Source organism: Caproicibacterium amylolyticum (assembly GCF_014467055.1).
Taxonomy (GTDB): Bacteria; Bacillota; Clostridia; order Oscillospirales; family Acutalibacteraceae; genus Caproicibacterium; species Caproicibacterium amylolyticum.
Window position 1 is genome coordinate 331457 of sequence record NZ_CP060696.1, and the last position, 17564, is coordinate 349020.

At 50.8% G+C, this 17564-nt stretch carries 15 protein-coding genes; 10 read left to right on the top strand and 5 right to left on the bottom strand.

Translation table 11 applies throughout. The features are described from left to right. Nucleotides 1-39: 39 nt before the first annotated feature. The 5 genes from H6X83_RS01530 to H6X83_RS01550 all read left to right on the top strand — a co-directional run bounded on the left by H6X83_RS01530 (nucleotide 40) and on the right by H6X83_RS01550 (nucleotide 6134). Entirely contained in the window at nucleotides 40-981 is a 942-nt protein-coding gene (locus H6X83_RS01530; RefSeq protein WP_212507438.1) for a carbohydrate ABC transporter permease, read from the top strand. 14 nt (nucleotides 982-995) lie between these two features. After that, complete coding sequence (locus tag H6X83_RS01535) at nucleotides 996-1871, top strand: carbohydrate ABC transporter permease (RefSeq protein WP_246419415.1); 876 nt, start codon at nucleotides 996-998, stop codon at nucleotides 1869-1871. A gap of 29 nt (nucleotides 1872-1900) precedes the next feature. Then, nucleotides 1901-3382, top strand: a complete 1482-nt coding sequence (arfA, locus tag H6X83_RS01540; protein WP_212507439.1) for an arabinosylfuranosidase ArfA — start codon at nucleotides 1901-1903, stop codon at nucleotides 3380-3382. Between the two features lie 26 nt (nucleotides 3383-3408). After that, a complete protein-coding gene (locus H6X83_RS01545) occupies nucleotides 3409-4968 on the top strand; it encodes an arabinan endo-1,5-alpha-L-arabinosidase (RefSeq protein ID WP_212507440.1) in 1560 nt (519 codons plus the stop codon). Nucleotides 4969-5210: 242 nt separating this feature from the next. Next, nucleotides 5211-6134 (top strand): ArsR/SmtB family transcription factor, encoded by a 924-nt coding sequence (locus H6X83_RS01550; RefSeq protein WP_212507441.1) that lies wholly within the window; start codon nucleotides 5211-5213, stop codon nucleotides 6132-6134. Nucleotides 6135-6259: 125 nt separating this feature from the next. On the opposite strand, the gene pfkB is transcribed toward H6X83_RS01550, so the two are convergent. Next, nucleotides 6260-7183 (bottom strand): 1-phosphofructokinase, encoded by a 924-nt coding sequence (gene pfkB, locus H6X83_RS01555; RefSeq protein WP_212507442.1) that lies wholly within the window; start codon nucleotides 7181-7183, stop codon nucleotides 6260-6262. Nucleotides 7184-7194: 11 nt separating this feature from the next. After that, nucleotides 7195-8079, bottom strand: coding sequence for an aldose 1-epimerase family protein (locus H6X83_RS01560; protein WP_212507443.1), 885 nt, complete (start codon nucleotides 8077-8079; stop codon nucleotides 7195-7197). A 278-nt stretch (nucleotides 8080-8357) separates the two neighbouring features. Between H6X83_RS01560 and H6X83_RS01565 the strand changes: the two genes are divergently transcribed. The 4 genes from H6X83_RS01565 (at nucleotide 8358) to H6X83_RS01580 (ending at nucleotide 12946) form a co-directional block, all read left to right on the top strand. After that, nucleotides 8358-9665, top strand: coding sequence for a glycoside hydrolase family 27 protein (locus H6X83_RS01565; RefSeq protein WP_212507444.1), 1308 nt, complete (start codon nucleotides 8358-8360; stop codon nucleotides 9663-9665). Between the two features lie 183 nt (nucleotides 9666-9848). Next, on the top strand, nucleotides 9849-10223 hold the full coding sequence (locus H6X83_RS01570) for a GntR family transcriptional regulator (RefSeq protein WP_212507445.1): 375 nt from the start codon (nucleotides 9849-9851) through the stop codon (nucleotides 10221-10223). Beyond that, nucleotides 10216-11115, top strand: a complete 900-nt coding sequence (locus H6X83_RS01575; protein WP_212507446.1) for an ABC transporter ATP-binding protein — start codon at nucleotides 10216-10218, stop codon at nucleotides 11113-11115. The genes H6X83_RS01570 and H6X83_RS01575 overlap by 8 nt, the downstream gene beginning before the upstream one ends. After that, a complete protein-coding gene (locus H6X83_RS01580; RefSeq protein WP_212507447.1) occupies nucleotides 11090-12946 on the top strand; it encodes a hypothetical protein in 1857 nt (618 codons plus the stop codon). Before H6X83_RS01575 ends, H6X83_RS01580 begins: the two co-directional genes overlap by 26 nt. 78 nt (nucleotides 12947-13024) lie before the next feature. Here the strand turns inward: H6X83_RS01580 and rd are convergent, their stop codons facing one another. Then, nucleotides 13025-13186, bottom strand: coding sequence for a rubredoxin (gene rd, locus H6X83_RS01585; RefSeq protein WP_212507448.1), 162 nt, complete (start codon nucleotides 13184-13186; stop codon nucleotides 13025-13027). A 47-nt stretch (nucleotides 13187-13233) separates the two neighbouring features. Further along, on the bottom strand, nucleotides 13234-13470 hold the full coding sequence (locus H6X83_RS01590) for a DUF6514 family protein (RefSeq protein WP_212507449.1): 237 nt from the start codon (nucleotides 13468-13470) through the stop codon (nucleotides 13234-13236). Between the two features lie 355 nt (nucleotides 13471-13825). On the opposite strand from H6X83_RS01590, the gene H6X83_RS01595 reads away from it, so the two are divergent. Next, nucleotides 13826-16450: a cation-translocating P-type ATPase gene (locus H6X83_RS01595; RefSeq protein WP_246419417.1), complete on the top strand. Its 2625-nt coding sequence runs from the start codon at nucleotides 13826-13828 to the stop codon at nucleotides 16448-16450. Between the two features lie 15 nt (nucleotides 16451-16465). Here H6X83_RS01595 and H6X83_RS01600 read toward each other — a convergent pair whose 3' ends face one another. Next, complete coding sequence (locus H6X83_RS01600; protein ID WP_212507450.1) at nucleotides 16466-17512, bottom strand: lysylphosphatidylglycerol synthase transmembrane domain-containing protein; 1047 nt, start codon at nucleotides 17510-17512, stop codon at nucleotides 16466-16468. Nucleotides 17513-17564 lie beyond the last annotated feature (52 nt).

A 17564-nucleotide genomic window follows, 5' to 3' on the forward strand; every position in this document is an offset into this window, starting at 1 on the left:
ACATCAAACACTTTAATGCCAGAAAGCGAGGAGAGCCCTATGTCTACTGCTGCAAAGGCTGCCGCAGCGCAGCCAAAAGCCCCAAAAAGAAAACTCAGCAAGGTGGCTTTAAAGGAAGAACGCACCGCATATTTGTTCATTCTGCTGCCCTGCGCAGGCTTCCTGATTTTCACACTATATCCGCTGATCTTCTCTGCCGTGGCCAGTGCAACCGACTGGACCGGCATGAACGACATGACCTACAACGGTTTTCAGAACTACGTGGATCTGTTCCAGGATGAAAAATTCTGGAAGTCACTTGGAAACACCGTGATTTATCTGATTGGTATTCCAATCGGCATGATCTTGGGGCTGATCCTGGCCATGGGAATGAACCGTAAAATTGCTGGTGTGCGTGTACTGCGTACCATGTACTACATTCCGGTTATTTCTTCCCTGGTGGCAGTGTCCATTTTGTGGGCATGGGTTTACAACTACGATTACGGCCCGATCAACAGCATCCTGCGGATTTTGTTCCATGTGCAGGGCCCTGCTTGGCTGAGCGATGAAACCTGGGTCAAGGTTGCCATGATCATCTTCATGACATGGGGCGGCTTGGGCAACAGCATTGTGCTGTACCTTGCCGGTCTGCAGAACATTCCGCGTGTGTACTATGAAGCAGCGGAAATTGACGGTGCCAATGCATGGCAGAAGTTCCGCCACATTACACTGGCATTGGTCAGCCCGGTTACATTCTACATTCTGATTACCAGCCTGATTGGCGGCATGCAGGTTTTTGTGCAGGTACAGGTCATGGTTTCGGACGGCGGCACAAACTACAGTGCGGCAACAGTCGTGTTCTACGAATATCAGAAAGCATTTGAATCCGGCGCAATGGGTTACAGCTCCGCAGTTGCGTGGATACTTGCAATTATCATTTTGCTGCTGACCCTGGTGAACTTCAAGCTGCAGAACCGCTGGGTCAACACAATGGATGAATAAGGAGGGGACAGACAATGGCTAAAGCAAGTGCTGCTTCCATGCCGGTGGGAGCGAATTCACGCAAATCCCGCACGATTAATATTGTGATTACCGTACTTTTGTGGATTGGTGCCATCGTAATGGTCTTTCCGCTGGTCTACATGGTACTGATGTCCTTCATGACGAAGAACCAGATTCTTTCCGCAAACTTCTCAGTTGTTCCGGACCCGTGGGTGTTTGGCAAGTACGGTGAGGTGCTGCAGAAAGGCAACTTCATCAGCGGCGTTGTCAACAGCTTCAGTGTTGCGGTTCCCGTACTGCTGTTCGGCGGCTTCAGCTCCACGCTGGCTGCTTTTGCATTTTCCAAAATGCATTTCCGCGGGCAGAAAGTGATTTTCTTTGTGCTGCTGTCCGCCATCATGCTGCCGTTTGCGGCGGTCATGATTCCGCAGTACGTTATGTTTACAAATGCAGGCTGGACAAACACCCTGCTGCCGCTGATTGTTCCGGGCTGCCTTGGCAACATCAGCATGATTTTCTTCCTGCAGCAGAATGCCGGCGGCGTGCCGGACAGCCTGATTGAAGCCGCGAAAATTGACGGATGCGGTTACTTCCGCACCTACTGGCAGATGTACCTGCCGCTGATGAAGGGCGCGATTGCCACACAGCTGATTCTGTGGTTCATGGGCATTTGGAACGACTACCTTGCGCCGACAATCTTCTTGCAGGACGAAGACAAGTGGACCCTGCAGGTGGTTATCCGTTCATTTAACTCTTACTATGCGGTCCAGAGCGACTACGCATTGATTATGGCCGCTTCCGTAATTGCAATGATTCCAACGCTGCTGCTGTTCTTCTTCTTCCAGCGCTACATCATTGAGTCTGTTGCAATCACCGGTATGAAGAGCTGATTTTTTGCAGAGAAAGGATCCTTTAAATCATGAAACAAGCGAAACTTCACATTGAAAAAGACTTTCGCATTGCCGAGGTGGATGAGCGTCTGTTCAGTTCCTTTTTGGAGCACCTTGGCCGTGCAATCTATACGGGTATTTATGAGCCGGGCCACCCGCAGGCGGATGAAAACGGCTACCGTATGGATGTTATGAAACTTATCCAGCAGCTTGGCGTTTCCCACATCCGCTATCCGGGCGGCAACTTCCTTTCCGGCTATGACTGGAAAGACGGTATTGGCCCCAAAGAGGACCGCCCGCGCCGCCTTGACCTTGCATGGCACACGATTGAAAGCAACCAGTTCGGCATTGATGAATTTTACGACTGGAGCAAAAAAGCTGGCACGCAGATTATGGGTGCTGTCAACATGGGTACCGGTACACCGAAAGATGCCGGTCAGCTGGTGGAATACTGCAACTTTGCAGGCGGAACCTACTGGAGCGACTTGCGCGCCAAGAACGGCCACAAAGACCCGCTGAACATCAAGCTTTGGTGCATTGGCAACGAGATGGACGGCGAGTGGCAGATTTGTCACTTGGATGCGGACGATTACGGCAAAAAGGCTGTGGAAGCAGCCAAAATTATGCGCTGGATTGATGACAGCATTCAGATGGTCGCCTGCGGCAGTGCCAGCACACTTCAGAAAACATACCCGGAATGGGACCGCAAAGTGATGGAGTACACTTACGACTATGTGGACTACCTTTCTCTGCACCGCTACTATGAAAACGAAGGAAATGACTTTGATTTCCTCGCTTCCTTTGTGGATATGGACCGCTTCATCCACACGCTTGAGGGCACGGCAAACTATGTAAAAGCGCTCAAGCGCGGCACCAAGGACATCTGCTTCTCCTTTGACGAGTGGAACGTTTGGTACCAGCAGCATCAGCAGCCACATCCGTGGCAGGAAGCACCGGAGATTCTGGAAGACCATTACACCCTGCTGGACGCATTGGTGTTTGCGGGCATGAGCATGACCTTGCTCAACCACGCCGACCGCGTAAAGATTGCCTGCCTTGCACAGTTGGTCAACGTGATTGCACCAATCTTTACCGAAAAGGGCGGACGCGTCATCAAACAGAGCATTTACTATCCTTTCGAGTACATGTCCAAGTTTGGCCGTGGCACCGTTCTGAAGCCGGTTGTCAGTACACCGACCGCAGAAAGCCGCTACGGCGACACACCGCTGCTGCAGCAGAGCGTGGTTTACGACGAAAAAACAAATGCCGTTACGGTGTTTGCGCTGAATATCGGTGCCGAAGAAATGCAGCTTGACCTTGACCTGCGTTCCTTTGGCAAGGTGAAGATGCAGGAACACATCTGCATGGCGGGTTCGCTTTCCGCGACAAACACCTTTGCACAGCCGGATGCGGTTACGCCGAAGGATTTGCCGTTAGAGCAGGGCGAGTTTGACACCTGCAGTGTGATTCTGCAGCCGCAGTCCTACCATGTGCTTCGTTTCAGCCTGTAAATCGCATTGTTTGGCGGAGGAGTGAAATGAATCGATTGTTCCGAAAAATAGTGTGTGCGGTACTTGGCGCAGCAGTGCTGGCGGTTTCGTCCGGCTGCGGCAGCAGTGCCAATCATGCGGGTATGGAGGGTTTGCAGATGCCAAAAGAAGCAGATTTTGCTTTTGGTACCACCAAATACAGCCAGAACGCACAGGTCGGCGGACATGACCCGTGCATGATTAAAGACGCAAAAAGCGGTTATTATTATGCCTACTCAACCGACAATTCCGTGGACAACACCAAACCGGGCAAGGGCATTCAGATTCGCCGTTCAAAAGATTTGGTAAACTGGGAATTTGTCGGCGTGGCACTTTCGGAAAAAGCAATTCTGCAGGCGCAGGACAACGGCGCTAATGCAGAGCCAGTCGGTACATTCTGGGCGCCGTGCGTGCGGTGTGTGGACGGTCAGTACCGGCTTTACTACGCAGCGACAAAAGCGTTTGGCAGCAGTGAGTCACGCATTTGGATGGCGACCTCGGCTTCTCCGGAAGGCCCCTTTGAAAACACAGGCGTTGCGGTAAGCAGTTGGGTGGAGGACGGCGCACCCACCGGTCCGAATGCGATTGATCCGGAAATTGTGAATACCCCTGAGGGCAAAACCTACATGGTTTACGGTTCGTTCTTTGGCGGCATTTTTGTGAAAGAACTGAAAGCAGATGGAATGCCGGTCAATACTGACCGGAAATCTGCCGACTATTTCGGCACCTGTGTTGCCAACAAAGGCGGCAGTGCCATTGACGGCCCGGAGGGTTCCTCAATCCTGTACAACAAGGATACCGGATACTATTATCTGTTCCTGTCCTATGGCTGGCTGGGCGATAACTACGACATTCGCGTTGGCCGCAGCAAAACCGTGACTGGCCCTTATGTCGATTACGCCGGACATAACATGACAGAAAACACAAAAGGACTGACCACCGGTACCAAGCTTGCTTCCAGCTACTGCTTTACGGCAACTAAGCCGGGCGGCAAGCAGCAGTACACCAATGACGACTGGGCATGGGGCGGTTTCCGCGGCCCCGGTCACGGTGCACCGTATCAGGATGGCAATGATTTTTATTTTATTCATCATATTCGTGATGGTGCGGAGTGCTACAAAACGGAATCGGAAGGTAAAACTTCCTACAATATGCACTACATGATGGTGCGCAAGATGTACTTTGTAGACGGTTGGCCGGTGCTCAGTCCGGAACGTTTTGCTGGGGAGAAAGAACAGAAAATTTCCACTTCTACCCTTGCAGGCAGCTGGGAGTGTATTTCATTTACCAGCTTCGATAACAGCCAGGAAACTAGCTTAAAAGCGCAGCTGAGCGCCCTTGGAAGTGACGGCACCGGCAAGCTGGAACTGGGTGGAAAAAACGGCAGTTGGAGTTACGACGAAAACCAGAACCTGCTGACACTCAAGCTGCCGGACGGCAGTACCCTGCACGCCAAGGCAGAAACCTGCTGGGATTTGGAAAACAGCAAAGCAGCAGTTTGCTTTACCGGCCTGAGCAGTGACGGTACGGCCTGGTGGGGCAAAACAACAACAGAGAGCAAGTCGTAAAAAAGTCTGTTTTTCATGTGCGTATGCCTTTCACTAAAGTTTTCGCCAGCCGCGTTCACAAGACTGCAGGTGTGGCAGCGCGCTGCAAAGGGGATCTCAGGGTCTTTCCTTTCACACGAATAATGCTTGCATAGGCACCGGTAAAAGATACCCACCATTTTTTGGTGGGTATTTCTATGGAGTTTTTTAAGGAACTATGTTATAATTAAGTTTCTTATTAAAAGGCAGAGGAGAGAACAGCAATGCGGGAATACTTGACGAAAGAGGAGACGGTGACCTTCTGCAAGGCGCTCAGTTCCGAACTGCGCGTGGATATGCTCCAGTATATTTATAAAAACAAGGGTGTCAGCCTGATTGATTTGGCGGACACTATGGGTGTCAGCCGCGCGGCGATTACGCAGAATATGAAAATCCTGACAGAAGCGAATTTGGTGGAAATTAAGCCAGTCAGTGGCCAACGGGATGCCCGCAAAGCCTGCTTCCTCAAGGAGGATCGCTTCGCAATTTCACTGGGTGAACGGTTTGATTCAGATAACATCTACTTTGCGGAAATGCCGATTGGACAGTATACGGATTATGAGGCACACCCTACCTGCGGCATTGCAAATACCTCCTCACTCATTGGCATTGTGGACGACCCGCGTTACTTTGATGACCCGCTGCGCGTTAGTGCAAGTATCCTCTGGTTCAGTTCCGGTTTTGTGGAATACCGTCTGCCCAACTATCTGCAGGAGGGGCAGTGCCCGGTGGAACTGCAGATTTCCATGGAACTTTCCTCTGAAGCACCCGGCATAGCGGAAAATTGGCCGAGTGACATCTACTTTTACCTGAATAATACGCTGCTGGGCTGCTGGACAAGCCCCGGTGACTTTGGCGAGGTGCGGGGTCTGTATACGCCGGAATGGTGGTTTTCCAACTGGAATCAGTACGGCTTGTTAAAACTGCTTTCTGTAAACCGCCACGGTACCTTTATTGACGGTGCAATGGTTTCTCCGGTGACAATTCAGAGCCTTGGGCTGAATGAAAAAAGCGACTTCCGCTTTCGCATTTCCGCTCCGTCGGATTCCTGCCACGCGGGTGGCCTGACGCTGTTTGGTCATGGCTTTGGCAACTACAATCAAGATATTAAGTTGCACGTTATTTACGGTGACAAAGAAGCGGAATGAGAAAGGAAAGCTGTGCCCTGCGCATCTTGTTTTCAATGAATGTGCATATTGGAAAGTAATGTACGGAGATAGTAAGCGTTGAATGAAAAAGGACGGAATCCCTTGTAACAGGGGTTCCGTCTTTTTTAAAACTCTGTAACAGGCGAAAAAGAGAATCCATTCAACAGCGCTTCCACTTCTGCCTTTTTTGTCAGCCACGGCTGATAAGCGGTGGCACTGCCTGCGGCAAGTCCCCAGCGGAACGCTTTGGTGTAGCTGCCGCTTTGTTCCAGACCGTAAAGGAATCCGGCGACCATGCTGTCACCGGCACCGACCGCATTGACGGCAGTGCCTTTGGGCGGTGCACTGCTCAGAACCATTCCGTCTGCCGCGGCAAAAAGTGCGCCGTGCGCGCCAATGGAAACCAGAACATTCTGTGCGCCGCGCTTTTGCAGTTCCTGTGCACAGGCGGTTACGTCAGCAGCAGTGTGCAGTTCTTTGCCGAAGATTTCGCCCAGTTCCTGCTCGTTCGGTTTCATCAAAAATGGATGGCAGGGCAGAGTATCTGTCAGTAATTCCCGCGTGGCATCTACCACCACACGGACATCTTTTTTGGAGATGTAGGTTAAAATTTGTTCATAATAATCTGAGGGCAGGCTTTTGGGAATTGCGCCGGCCAGTACCAGCGTATCACCGCTTTGCAGGGTGTTCAGTTTGGCGAAAAGCTGCGTAACCGCTTCCTGCGGAATGGCGGGGCCGGCGGCATTTACGTCTGTCATTTCACTAGTTTGCAGTTTTACATTAATGCGTGTTTCGCCGGGAATGTTGATAAAGTCCGCGCGGCAGCCAAGTTGTTTTAGCCGATGGGTCAGTTCTTTTCCGGTGAAGCCGCCCGCAAAGCCGAGCGCGGTGCTGGCAAGCCCTAAGTTTTGCAGTACAATGGAAACATTGATACCTTTCCCACCAGGGTAAAGCTGTGTGGAAACCGTGCGGTTTACGCGGCCTGTTTCCAGTTGGGGAAGATTCATCACATAATCCAGTGAGGGGTTACAGGTAATTGTGTAAATCATTTTGTACTCCCTTAAAATACGGAAATAGAGAACGCATACTCTGCGGTTTCGCCCGGCGCGAGCGAACGCATGCCGCGCTTGTGCTCAAAGCAGTTATCCTCGTCAGTTGCGGTGCTGCAGCCCGTCCATGGTTCCAGTGCAACAAAGGGCGCGTCACCAGCCGCTGACCAGATGCCGAGATAATCAAAGCCGGGGAAGTCCACCCGCACACCGTGCTCACTTTTACGGCCAATCAGTGTGATCGTGTTATTCGGTACTTGCTCAAACACAAGCGCATCGTGGTCAAACAGCCGGTGAGAAAGCGGGAGAATGGATGCATTGTGCAGTACAGGAATCTGGTTCGTAAAGTCCAGCAGACCATCTTTCCCAACAAGCACAGGGGAAGTACAGGTCATTTTCTTCGTAAAGCGCAGTTCATAGTCCTCAAAGGCTTCTCCTTCAGCCTGCCCGGCAGGAACCTGAAAAGCGGGGTGCCCGCCAACCACAAAGGGCATGGGATGCTTGCCGGTGTTGGTTACGGCAAAGCGGTTTTCCAGTGTACCGGGGGCAGTGATGCGGTAGGACATGCACAGGCGGAAATCGTATGGATACTGCTCCAGTGTGTCCGCAGTGGAGGTCAGTTCGTATGTGACTGCTTCTGCGGTCTGCCGCAAAATTTTGTGTTCCAAATTGCGTGCAAGTCCATGCCGTCCCATGCGGCAGGTACCGGCGGCGGATTCTGCCTGGCCGCCCCGCAGGCTGCCAACAATGGGGAACAGCACCGGCGCGCGCCGTGGCCACCACTTTGGGTCGCCCTGCCAGAGATACTCACGTCCGTTTAGAGAAATGCTGTTTAGCTGTGCACCAAGAGAGTCGATTTTAACGCTGAGATTTTTATTTTCAATGGTTGTAATCATTGATTATGCTTCCTGCTTTCCATAAAAAGTATTGCTTGTCAGAACGCTTTCATTTTATCAGTCGGGTTTATGTTTGTAAAGCAAAACTTCCATATAACAGAAACAATTAATTTGTATTTTACTTAAATATAACCGCTTCAGCATTCAAAAATTTAATGTACGAAAATTCATGAAACTGCTTGCAAAGCGTTTGTGCAGGCGCTACAATAACATCCAGTAAATCATTAAGCAAAGGAAAAATTGCACTGACTTTGGCAATGTTGAATAGGAGGAAAAGGATGCTGCGAAAAAAAGACAGGGTGGCATTGACGCCGCCAATGGGCTGGAACAGTTGGGACTGCTTTGCCGCAACCGTTACTGAGGAACAGCTGCTGGAAAATGCCGCTTACATGGCCGCCCATTTGAAGAAATACGGCTGGGAATATATCGTCTGTGATATCCAGTGGTCGGAGCCGCTGGCAGGAACCGGTGAACGGGAGTATCGCAACTTTGCCCGCTTGACACTTGACCAGTATGGCCGCCAGATGCCCGCTGAAAACCGCTTTCCTTCTGCGGCAGGCGGGAAGGGCTTTGCACCCATTGCGAAAAAGATTCATGCAATGGGTTTAAAGTTCGGTATTCATATCATGCGCGGTATCCCACGTCAGGCGGTGCATGAGCACCTGCCGGTGCTGGGAACAGATGTAACTGCCGACCAAGTGGCGCTGCCGGATTCCATCAGCCGCTGGAATGGTGACATGTACGGGCTTGACCCGCAGAAGCCGGAAGCACAGGCGTACTACGATTCCATTTTTCAGCTGTATGCCTCCTGGGGTGTTGACTTTGTAAAAGTGGACGATATCTGCAACACCAATATGTACCCGCACAATCCCTATTCTGCGGAAAAAGAAATTGAAATGATTCGCCGTGCAATTGACAACAGCGGCCGCGGGATGGTGCTCAGCCTTTCCCCGGGACCAGCTGTGATTGAAAAAGCATGGCACATGGAGAAAAACGCCAATATGTGGCGTATTACAGATGATTTTTGGGACAAGTGGGAGCTGCTCAAGGCAATGTTTGAGCGCTGCGAAGTTTGGCAGAAGCACGTTTCTTTCGGATGCTGGCCAGACTGCGATATGCTGCCGCTGGGGCATATTGGTGCGGGATTCCATGCAGCAAGAGAAACGAACTTTACCCGCCCAGAGCAGGTAACTATGATGACTCTGTGGAGCATTTTCCGTTCACCGCTAATAATGGGGGGAAACCTGCCGGAGTGTGACAGCTGGACGCTTTCTCTGCTGACAAACGCGGAGGTTCTGCACCTGCTGGGGCATTCCAGTGATGCTTGCCAGCTTGCGCGGGATGATGCACACGCTGTGTGGACAAGTTTGGATGAGGATGGCAGCCGCTACCTTTCGCTGTTCAACCTTGGCGAAGAAGAAGCGGAGATTTCCTGCCCGCTTGCGGAAGTGTCCCTTTTCGCCGCGCAGGTGCGTGACCTGTGGCAGAGAAAAGATCTTGGCGCAGTGGAGAGTACGGTTAGCGCAAAGATTGCACCGCACGGCGCGGTGCTGCTAAAGTTGACGGAACTGCACGAAATCGAATAATCGCGGCTGTTTACGATTGGTTTAGGATTTTACTGAAAGCGACAAATCTTTTTTGAATTGACTCTCCTTTTTGGAGAGCCAATTTTTTTGTGCATGTGTATTAACTGTACTATTGACAATGATACAGTAGCGTGCTATTCTGTATGTAAGTTGGTTTATCTGGAAGTATCCGGAGGTGATGACGTGTTCAGTTTGAATTATAAGAGCGGAGAGCCGATTTATGAGCAGCTGTACCATTCCGTGACCAAATTAGCGGCGCTGGGCGGCTTTAACAGAGAGGAACAACTGCCCAGCGTGCGGGCTCTTGCGCAGGAGATGGGAGTAAACCCCGCAACTGTGCAGAAAGCATATCAGCTGCTGGAACGGGACGGAATTATCTGTTCTGTTCCAGGCAAAGGGTCTTTTTTAGCAAATGACAGCGCCGCGCTTGCGCGGCAGCAGGAAAACGCAAAGAAACACTTGGTGGCTGCGGTAGACGAGGCACGCAATTCCGGCCTTGCAGCCGAAGAAATTCTGGCGGCAGTCAAGGCCGCACTGGGAGGGGAAAAGAATGATTGAGGCAAAGGGCCTTAGCAAAAAATTTGGTGCAAAAGCAGCACTGGATAAAATCGATGTTGCCATTGGGCAGGGTTCTATTTACGGCTTAGTGGGCAGCAATGGGGCAGGGAAAAGCACGTTTTTGCGGCTGCTTGCCGGTGTTTATTCGCCGGACGGCGGGGAACTGCTGGTGGATGACTGCCAGCTATTTGAGAACAGCAGCGTAAAGCAGCGCGTGTTTTTTATCAGCGATTATCCATACTTTTTTCCGCATGCAACGGTGCAGAGCATGGCGGAATATTACAGTAAACTGTATGCTAAGTGGAACGCACAAAAATATGCGGAAATGCTGCGCACTTTTCCTATTGACCCAAAGCTGCCCATTAGCCGGATGAGCAAGGGAATGCAGCGGCAGGCGGCAATTATCTGCGCGATTGCCTGCCAGCCGGATTACCTTTTAATGGACGAAATCTTTGACGGCCTTGATCCGGTCATGCGGCAGCTGCTCAAACGCATTGTGTCCGGAGAGGTGAGTGACCGCGGTATGACGGTGATTATAGCAAGCCATAACCTGCGGGAACTGGAGGATTTTTGTGACCATGTGGGGCTGTTCCACAGGGGCGGCGTGTTGTTTGAACGTGAGTTGGATGAACTCAAACTTGGCATCTGCAAAGTGCAGGCGGTGTTTCGGCCAATGATTGATCCGGCCGTTCTGACAAAACTGCAGATTATAACCAGTAAAGTGCACGGCTCTATTCTGGAGTTGGTTGTGAAAAACAGTCAGGCGGATGCGCTGGCAGTACTGGAGGAACTGCATCCGCTGACGGCGGAAGCATTGCCGCTTACGCTCGAGGAAGTCTTTATCAGTGAAATGGAGGTGAATGGCTATGACATTGACAGCATCCTTGCCTGAACGGCTGAACGAGGGCAGAAAAACTTTTTTCTGGGCATTGAAAGCAGAGCGCGGGCTGCTGGGAATCAATCTGGTTGCCTGCCTGCTTCTGTTTCCAATGATGACAGCCATGCAGCTTTCCCATGTACGTGAAGGTGTGCAGGGACAAAAAATCACATGGTACAACTACGATTTTTCAAACGCTTTGCGTATGCAGGGCAGCGCGGCTGCACTGTTAGAACTGTTTGTCATCCTGATTTTAATTGGTACGCTTTTTGGCTATATGCATGACCGCCGTGCACTGGATTTGCTGCACGCTGTGCCGGTGGGCAGAGTACCGCTGCTGCTGGGACGCTGGGGTGCCGCATTCCTAACGGTGCTGCTGCCGCTTTTTGTGGGCTGTGCAGGAAATGACATTGTTGTGGCGGCAAACGGTCTGCAGGCAGGCGGAACGCTTCGCCTGTTTCTACGGTTGGCGGTGCCGTTGGTTGCGGCGCTGAGTTTCAGTATTTTTGTCTGCGTTTGCTGCGGCAATACATTTAATACAATTTTGTCTATTCTTATTATTAACCTTGCGTGGCCGGTACTGTTCTGGGTTGGTTCCGCGCTGCTGTGCAATACACTGCCCGGCTTTGTAGATTTGAACATTGGCGGTAACAGCACGCTGTATGCAACGCAGCCGCTGTATACGCTGCTTTCACCTGCCGGTGCAATTTTGTCAGCGGCTTTCACCATGCCGCCGGTGATGGGTGCAGCATACTGGGTTTGGTGGAGTGTCTGCGGTGTTGTACTGCTGGCCACTGCTACAGTGTTGTATTGCCGCCGTAAGAGTGAGAGCGCCGAAAACAGCTTTGCCTTTGCTGCACCCAAGCTGGTCATTCAATTCTTGGTTTCCGCTGCTGCTGCATTGCTGATGGGCATGATTTTTGGCAGCACTTATCCGGATATGTGTCTGTTTGGTGTGATTCTTGGTGGTGTGCTGACCTTTGTCCTGCTGGAGGTAGTGTACAGCCGCGGATTCCGAAACTTCAAAAAAATGCTGCTCCCGTTTGGCGTATTTGCAGCGGTCGGCGCGGTGGTAATTCTGTGTGTCAGTTTTGATGTATTTGGCTTTTCCGCACAGGTCCCGCAGGCAGCAGATGTAGTTTCTGCGGATATATCAAGTTACGCGGATACAGAGAGATACATGACCAATGTAAAAATAGTAGATGGTCAACAAATTGGTACCACTCATACGGTACCCTGCAAAATTTACAAGGCAGATGAAATTGTGGAACTGGTGAAAGCACATAAGGCAATCTCTGAAAGTTTTGTTTCCAGTTGCAAGCCATATACTTATGGAACAGCTAGGCGTTATGACTATCATGTAGCGATTACCTACCACTTGAAAAATGGAAAAACGATGCAGCGGGAATATTTTGTCGGTACCACTCCACAGACAGGGGAGGCAATTAAAAAAATACAGAGTTTATCCGGTGTCCGAAACAGCATCTTTATAGTCAACCTGTTGGAGCCGGAGGATATTCAGGCCGTCTTTGTGAACGGAAATAAGCAGGCAGTGCAGAAGTCACTTTCCGTTTCCGAAGCGCTGGAATTACAAAAGGCGCTGCGGGCGGATGAGGAAACTTTAAAGTCTTATGTGCACCTTTACACTGGGAAAGATATGGCGGAAGCTGATGTACACATTAATTTGGTAACTTCTAAGTCCGGCATTACACCAAAAGCCGGCAGCGAGTTGGCACAGGTACTGGGTACAGATGAAACAGTATGGTTAGACAATCTGTATTATCCACTGCCGAAAGAAGCGGTGCATACCCGCGCATTCCTAAAGGAAAAAGGAATGCTGAAATAAATGCAGAACAACAAAAAGGAAGAACCCGCAATTTGTTTTCGGGTTCTTCCTTTTTGTCTTAATTTTCAGTTTGATGTTTTACTCGGCTTTTGGTGAAAACTGGTCTTTGCCGACCCCGCACAGCGGGCAGACCCAATCTTCTGGTAGATCCTCAAATTTTGTACCAGCTGCAATACCGTTATCCGGATCGCCAATTTCCGGATCATACTCGTAGCCGCATACATCGCATACGTACTTCAAAGTGTGTCACCTCCTTTTTTGGATGAAGCCATATATTGCACGCAGAGTTATTCGGGTAAATTGTAGTCTTCCAAAATTTCTGAAAGATTATCCGGGAATACAAGGTTGCGCAGCAGTGTGTTTGCCAAGTTTACTGCTTGCTTGCGGCCGCCGAGGACCGTGCCGGTGGCAGTTTCTGTTTTCGTTTCCGATATGCCAACCCCAAAACTCCCATCAGCACTGTACACGTAGTACACAAGCTGTGTGTTGCCGATTGCTGTTTTGCCGATTTCTTCTTTCACCATTCCTACTAATTCTCCTTCTGTTAGTTTTTTGATGTTCGAGGCAGTGACGTTAAATCACAACCCGGATTTACCCGTACCCTATATTTCTGTTTGTGCAGTTATAATCGTACTTTTTTTATCGTAAAGATGCAAGAGAGAAAAAGGGGAAATTCATAAAAACGAGCTAGACTCAATATGTAGGGTTTCATGAAAGGAAAAAAACGATCTGTAGTATGCAGCATGCGGCGACAAAAAATTTTGTATAATTACAGTGCATAAGTGGAAAAGCTGGCGAAAATCAGCACAGTAATTTCTACTTTATGTAATGAATTCCAGCCATATTGCATAGAGTTATAACAGCAGGAGGGATGATAATATGATGGAGTGGCACAGCTTGACTGCTGCGGAATGTGAAAAAAAGCTTGGTACGGCAAAAGAAGGCTTAACACAGGCTAAGGCAGCGCACAGACTGCGGGAGTATGGTGAAAATATTTTGGAAGCGCCCCCAGGGAAATCGCTGCTGCGCAGGTTCTTAGAGCAGTTTAAGGATTTTATGGTCATTATTTTACTGCTGGCAGCCGCAGTGTCCTTTTTAACATCGTGGGCGCAGGGGGATACGGATTATATTGACGCAGTCATTATTTTGCTGATTGTCAATGTAAATGCAGTTATTGGACTAGTTCAGGAAAGCCGCGCCGAAAAAGCACTGACGGCATTGCAGGATTTAACAGCTCCTCATGCAAAAGTACTGCGTGCGGGGCAGACTGTGCAGATCCCTGCACAGCAGCTGGTACCAGGGGATATTGTGCTTTTGGATACAGGGGATTTGGTTCCGGCGGATATTCGATTACTCCAGTCTGTGAATCTTCGTGTGCAGGAAAGTGCATTAACAGGTGAAAGTCAGGCTGTTCAAAAGAATGAAAGTGTACTCTGCCAGCCGCAGACACCACTGGGCGACCGTAAAAATATGTGCTATTCCTCTACCAGTGTCACTTCTGGGCACGGCAGGGGAATTGTTGTTGCCACGGGGATGCAGACACAGGTTGGCCACATTGCGCGAATGCTTACTGTGCAGGAAACACCCCAGACACCGCTGCAAAAAAAGCTGGAAGCAACCGGTAAGGTACTGGGGATTGGCGCATTGGTACTGTGCGGTATTATTTTTGTAATGGGACTGCTGCAGGGTACACAGCCGCTGGATATGTTCCTAACCTCGATTTCTCTTGCAGTTGCAGCAATACCGGAGGGGCTGCCGGCGGTGGTCACCATCGTGCTGGCCGCCGGTATGCGCCGCATGGCGGAGCGCAAAGCGATTGTGCGGCATATGATGGCGGTGGAAACGCTGGGCAGTGCCAGTGTGATTTGCAGCGACAAAACCGGCACATTGACACAGAATCATATGACGGTTGTGGAAATGCGCGATACTTCCGGCAGAATAGCGGAGCATTCACCTCGTGAACGGCAGTTGTTGGACTATGCTGTACTTTGTACGAATTGTACTGTAGACGGCAGCCATATCCTTGGAGAGGCAACCGAAATAGCACTGTGCGAAGCGGCTAAGAATAAGGAAATGCTTGACCGCCAATTTCCACGTGTGCGGGAAGTGCCCTTTTCTTCCGCCCGCAAACGCATGACGGTGGTTGTGCGTTTACCGGAGGGGCGTTTTCGCGTGATTGTCAAGGGTGCGCCGGATGTTTTGGAGCTCCTTTGCCGCGGCGGTTGTGCACCGCGGCAAAACCGGGAGATGGCGTCGCGTGCACTGCGTGTGCTGGCAGTTGCTGTTAAGGAAATTTCGACACTCCATGGCGTTGCAGATGCATCACTTGAAAGCGGTCTGCAGTTTGTAGGCCTGATTGGAATGGAGGACCCGCCGCGTCCGGAAGTAGGGGAAGCAGTCAGTTTGTGCAGGCATGCGGGCATCCGACCGGTCATGATTACCGGGGACCATGCGGCCACAGCGGCGGCGATTGCACGAACCTTGGGGATTTTAACAAATGGCAGTGTGATTTCCGGCTTTGAGCTGGATGCCATGCCGCAGGATATTTTAACAAAGAAAATTTATGACTATTCTGTTTTTGCCCGTGTATCTCCGGCACATAAGGTTCGCATTGTGCAGGCTTTCCAGAGCCGCGGGGAAGTGGTGGCAATGACCGGTGACGGCGTGAATGACGCACCCGCGCTGAAAGCAGCGGATATTGGCTGTGCCATGGGACGCAGCGGGACGGATGTAGCTAAAGGTGCCGCAGACATGATCCTTGCAGACGACAACTTTGCAACCATTGTGGAGGCGGTCCGGGAAGGGCGCGGTATTTACAGCAACATTCGCCGCACAATTCATTTTTTGCTTTCCTGCAATGTGGGCGAACTGCTGGCCGTGTTTATCAGCTTTTTACTGCGTTTGCCGCTGCCGCTGGTTGCAATTCAGCTGCTGTGGGTAAACTTGGTGACTGATTCTTTTCCGGCGCTCGCGCTCGGTGTGGAACCAATTGATCAGGATGTGATGGAGAAAAAGCCGATTCGCCGTGGCAGCAGCATCTTTGCTAACGGATTAGGCTGGTCCATTATTGTAGAAGGGTGCCTGATTGGGGCACTGTCCCTGCTTGCCTATACGATTGGGCGGCTGTTTTTTGACTGCAGCTTGGAAAATCCAATTATCGGCCGCACAATGGGTTTTGCTGTCCTTAGTCTTTCACAGTTGGCACATGCGTTCAATATGCGCAGCGATACGCATTCTCTGTTTGAGCGCGGACGCCCCAAAAACGGCAAACTGGTGGCTGCAACCATTGGCTGCGCAGCGGCAATGGCAGCAGTTGTTGCGGTTCCGGCGCTGGCGGCGGTCTTTAAAACAGCGGTGCTTTCCCCACTGCAGTGGCTGATTACGCTGGCACTTTCTTTGTGCCCGATAGCGGTCATTGAATTGGAAAAGCTGCTGCAGCGAGACAGACCGGTGACGCAGAAGCCGACATTGCTTCCCAACACATCGCAGAAACCAAATACATAAAACGGGCCCGCCGCTTCATTCCTTCTGTTCTGCCTCTTTCGGAACGTACTTCCGAGCACACAGCGAAACACACAGAAAACCAAACAAAATGCCGCCGTAGTAGGTCAGCAGCCGCCAAACCAGCAGCGCGGGCGTAACCAGGCTTCCAAAGAAAATGCGGCAGAACGCCTCAAAAGAAGCCTCCACACCGCCGGAATTACCGGGCAGCGGTACAAACGATACAACCATCAGGGCAAACACTTTTGCAGCCATCATCAGCCACAGGGAAGCGCCGGACAGACCGAATGCGCGGTAGATACAGTATGTATCCAGGCTGCCGATCAGCAGCTGCGCAATGGTGATGATACAGACCACGATATAAAGCTTCCAGTCACGTCCCATTACCCGAAAGCCCTGACGAAAGGTTTCAAACTGGCTAACAATAGACTTGTGTGTCTGCTGCGGGTCTTTTACAATGTGAACCTTTGCCAGCAAACGCAGCACAGCCGTCAGTGGACGGTCAATGATTTTGCCCTTAAAAGATACCAGCAAAACTCCCACAATAAATAAAATGTTGGTGACCAGCCCGAACACGGTGAAAATCATTAGGTGCGAAACTTTATGGATGAAAAACGGCAGCGCTGTACAGATAAGCGTAAGGGAAAAAACAAACATGGTGACCTGGTAAGTGATGGTTTTGGCAGAAATAATCGCAGCGCTCTCGCCTGGTTCCATGCCCATTTTGTCCATGTAAAAAATCTGCATTGGCGGCCCGCCGGAGGAAAGCGGCGTGATAGAACCATAAAAGATGCCGGAAACGCCCACCAAAAAGGACTGCCCGTACCGCCAGCCCGGGCACAGCCGGCGGCCCAGCAGCCAGTATCCAAGTCCTTCCAGAAGCCATGCGGCAACAACGGTGCTTAGTGTCAGAAGCAGCCAAGTCGGGTGCAGCCTGCGCATCAGGTGCAGTACCTCGCCGGGGCTGCTCTTTTTAAACAAAAAGACAAGCAGAATGGACATAGTAACGCTGAGTGTCAGTATGGTGAACCAGTATTTTTTCAGAAACTGTTTCAATTTAAGCATAGTTAACCTCCTGCGAACACGGAAAATTCTGCCCACAAAAATCAAAGAGGAA

Bases quoted from the DNA above. Each gene is read 5' to 3' on its own strand.
- H6X83_RS01530 (WP_212507438.1), top strand. From the start codon at position 40: ATGTCTACTGCTGCAAAGGCTGCCGCAGCGCAGCCAAAAGCCCCAAAA.
- H6X83_RS01600 (WP_212507450.1), bottom strand. From the start codon at position 17,512: ATGCTTAAATTGAAACAGTTTCTGAAAAAATACTGGTTCACCATACTG.
- H6X83_RS01560 (WP_212507443.1), bottom strand. From the start codon at position 8,079: ATGATTACAACCATTGAAAATAAAAATCTCAGCGTTAAAATCGACTCT.
- H6X83_RS01545 (WP_212507440.1), top strand. From the start codon at position 3,409: ATGAATCGATTGTTCCGAAAAATAGTGTGTGCGGTACTTGGCGCAGCA.
- H6X83_RS01565 (WP_212507444.1), top strand. From the start codon at position 8,358: ATGCTGCGAAAAAAAGACAGGGTGGCATTGACGCCGCCAATGGGCTGG.
- H6X83_RS01580 (WP_212507447.1), top strand. From the start codon at position 11,090: ATGACATTGACAGCATCCTTGCCTGAACGGCTGAACGAGGGCAGAAAA.
- H6X83_RS01590 (WP_212507449.1), bottom strand. From the start codon at position 13,470: ATGGTGAAAGAAGAAATCGGCAAAACAGCAATCGGCAACACACAGCTT.
- pfkB (WP_212507442.1), bottom strand. From the start codon at position 7,183: ATGATTTACACAATTACCTGTAACCCCTCACTGGATTATGTGATGAAT.
- H6X83_RS01595 (WP_246419417.1), top strand. From the start codon at position 13,826: ATGATGGAGTGGCACAGCTTGACTGCTGCGGAATGTGAAAAAAAGCTT.
- H6X83_RS01550 (WP_212507441.1), top strand. From the start codon at position 5,211: ATGCGGGAATACTTGACGAAAGAGGAGACGGTGACCTTCTGCAAGGCG.
- H6X83_RS01535 (WP_246419415.1), top strand. From the start codon at position 996: ATGGCTAAAGCAAGTGCTGCTTCCATGCCGGTGGGAGCGAATTCACGC.
- arfA (WP_212507439.1), top strand. From the start codon at position 1,901: ATGAAACAAGCGAAACTTCACATTGAAAAAGACTTTCGCATTGCCGAG.
- H6X83_RS01575 (WP_212507446.1), top strand. From the start codon at position 10,216: ATGATTGAGGCAAAGGGCCTTAGCAAAAAATTTGGTGCAAAAGCAGCA.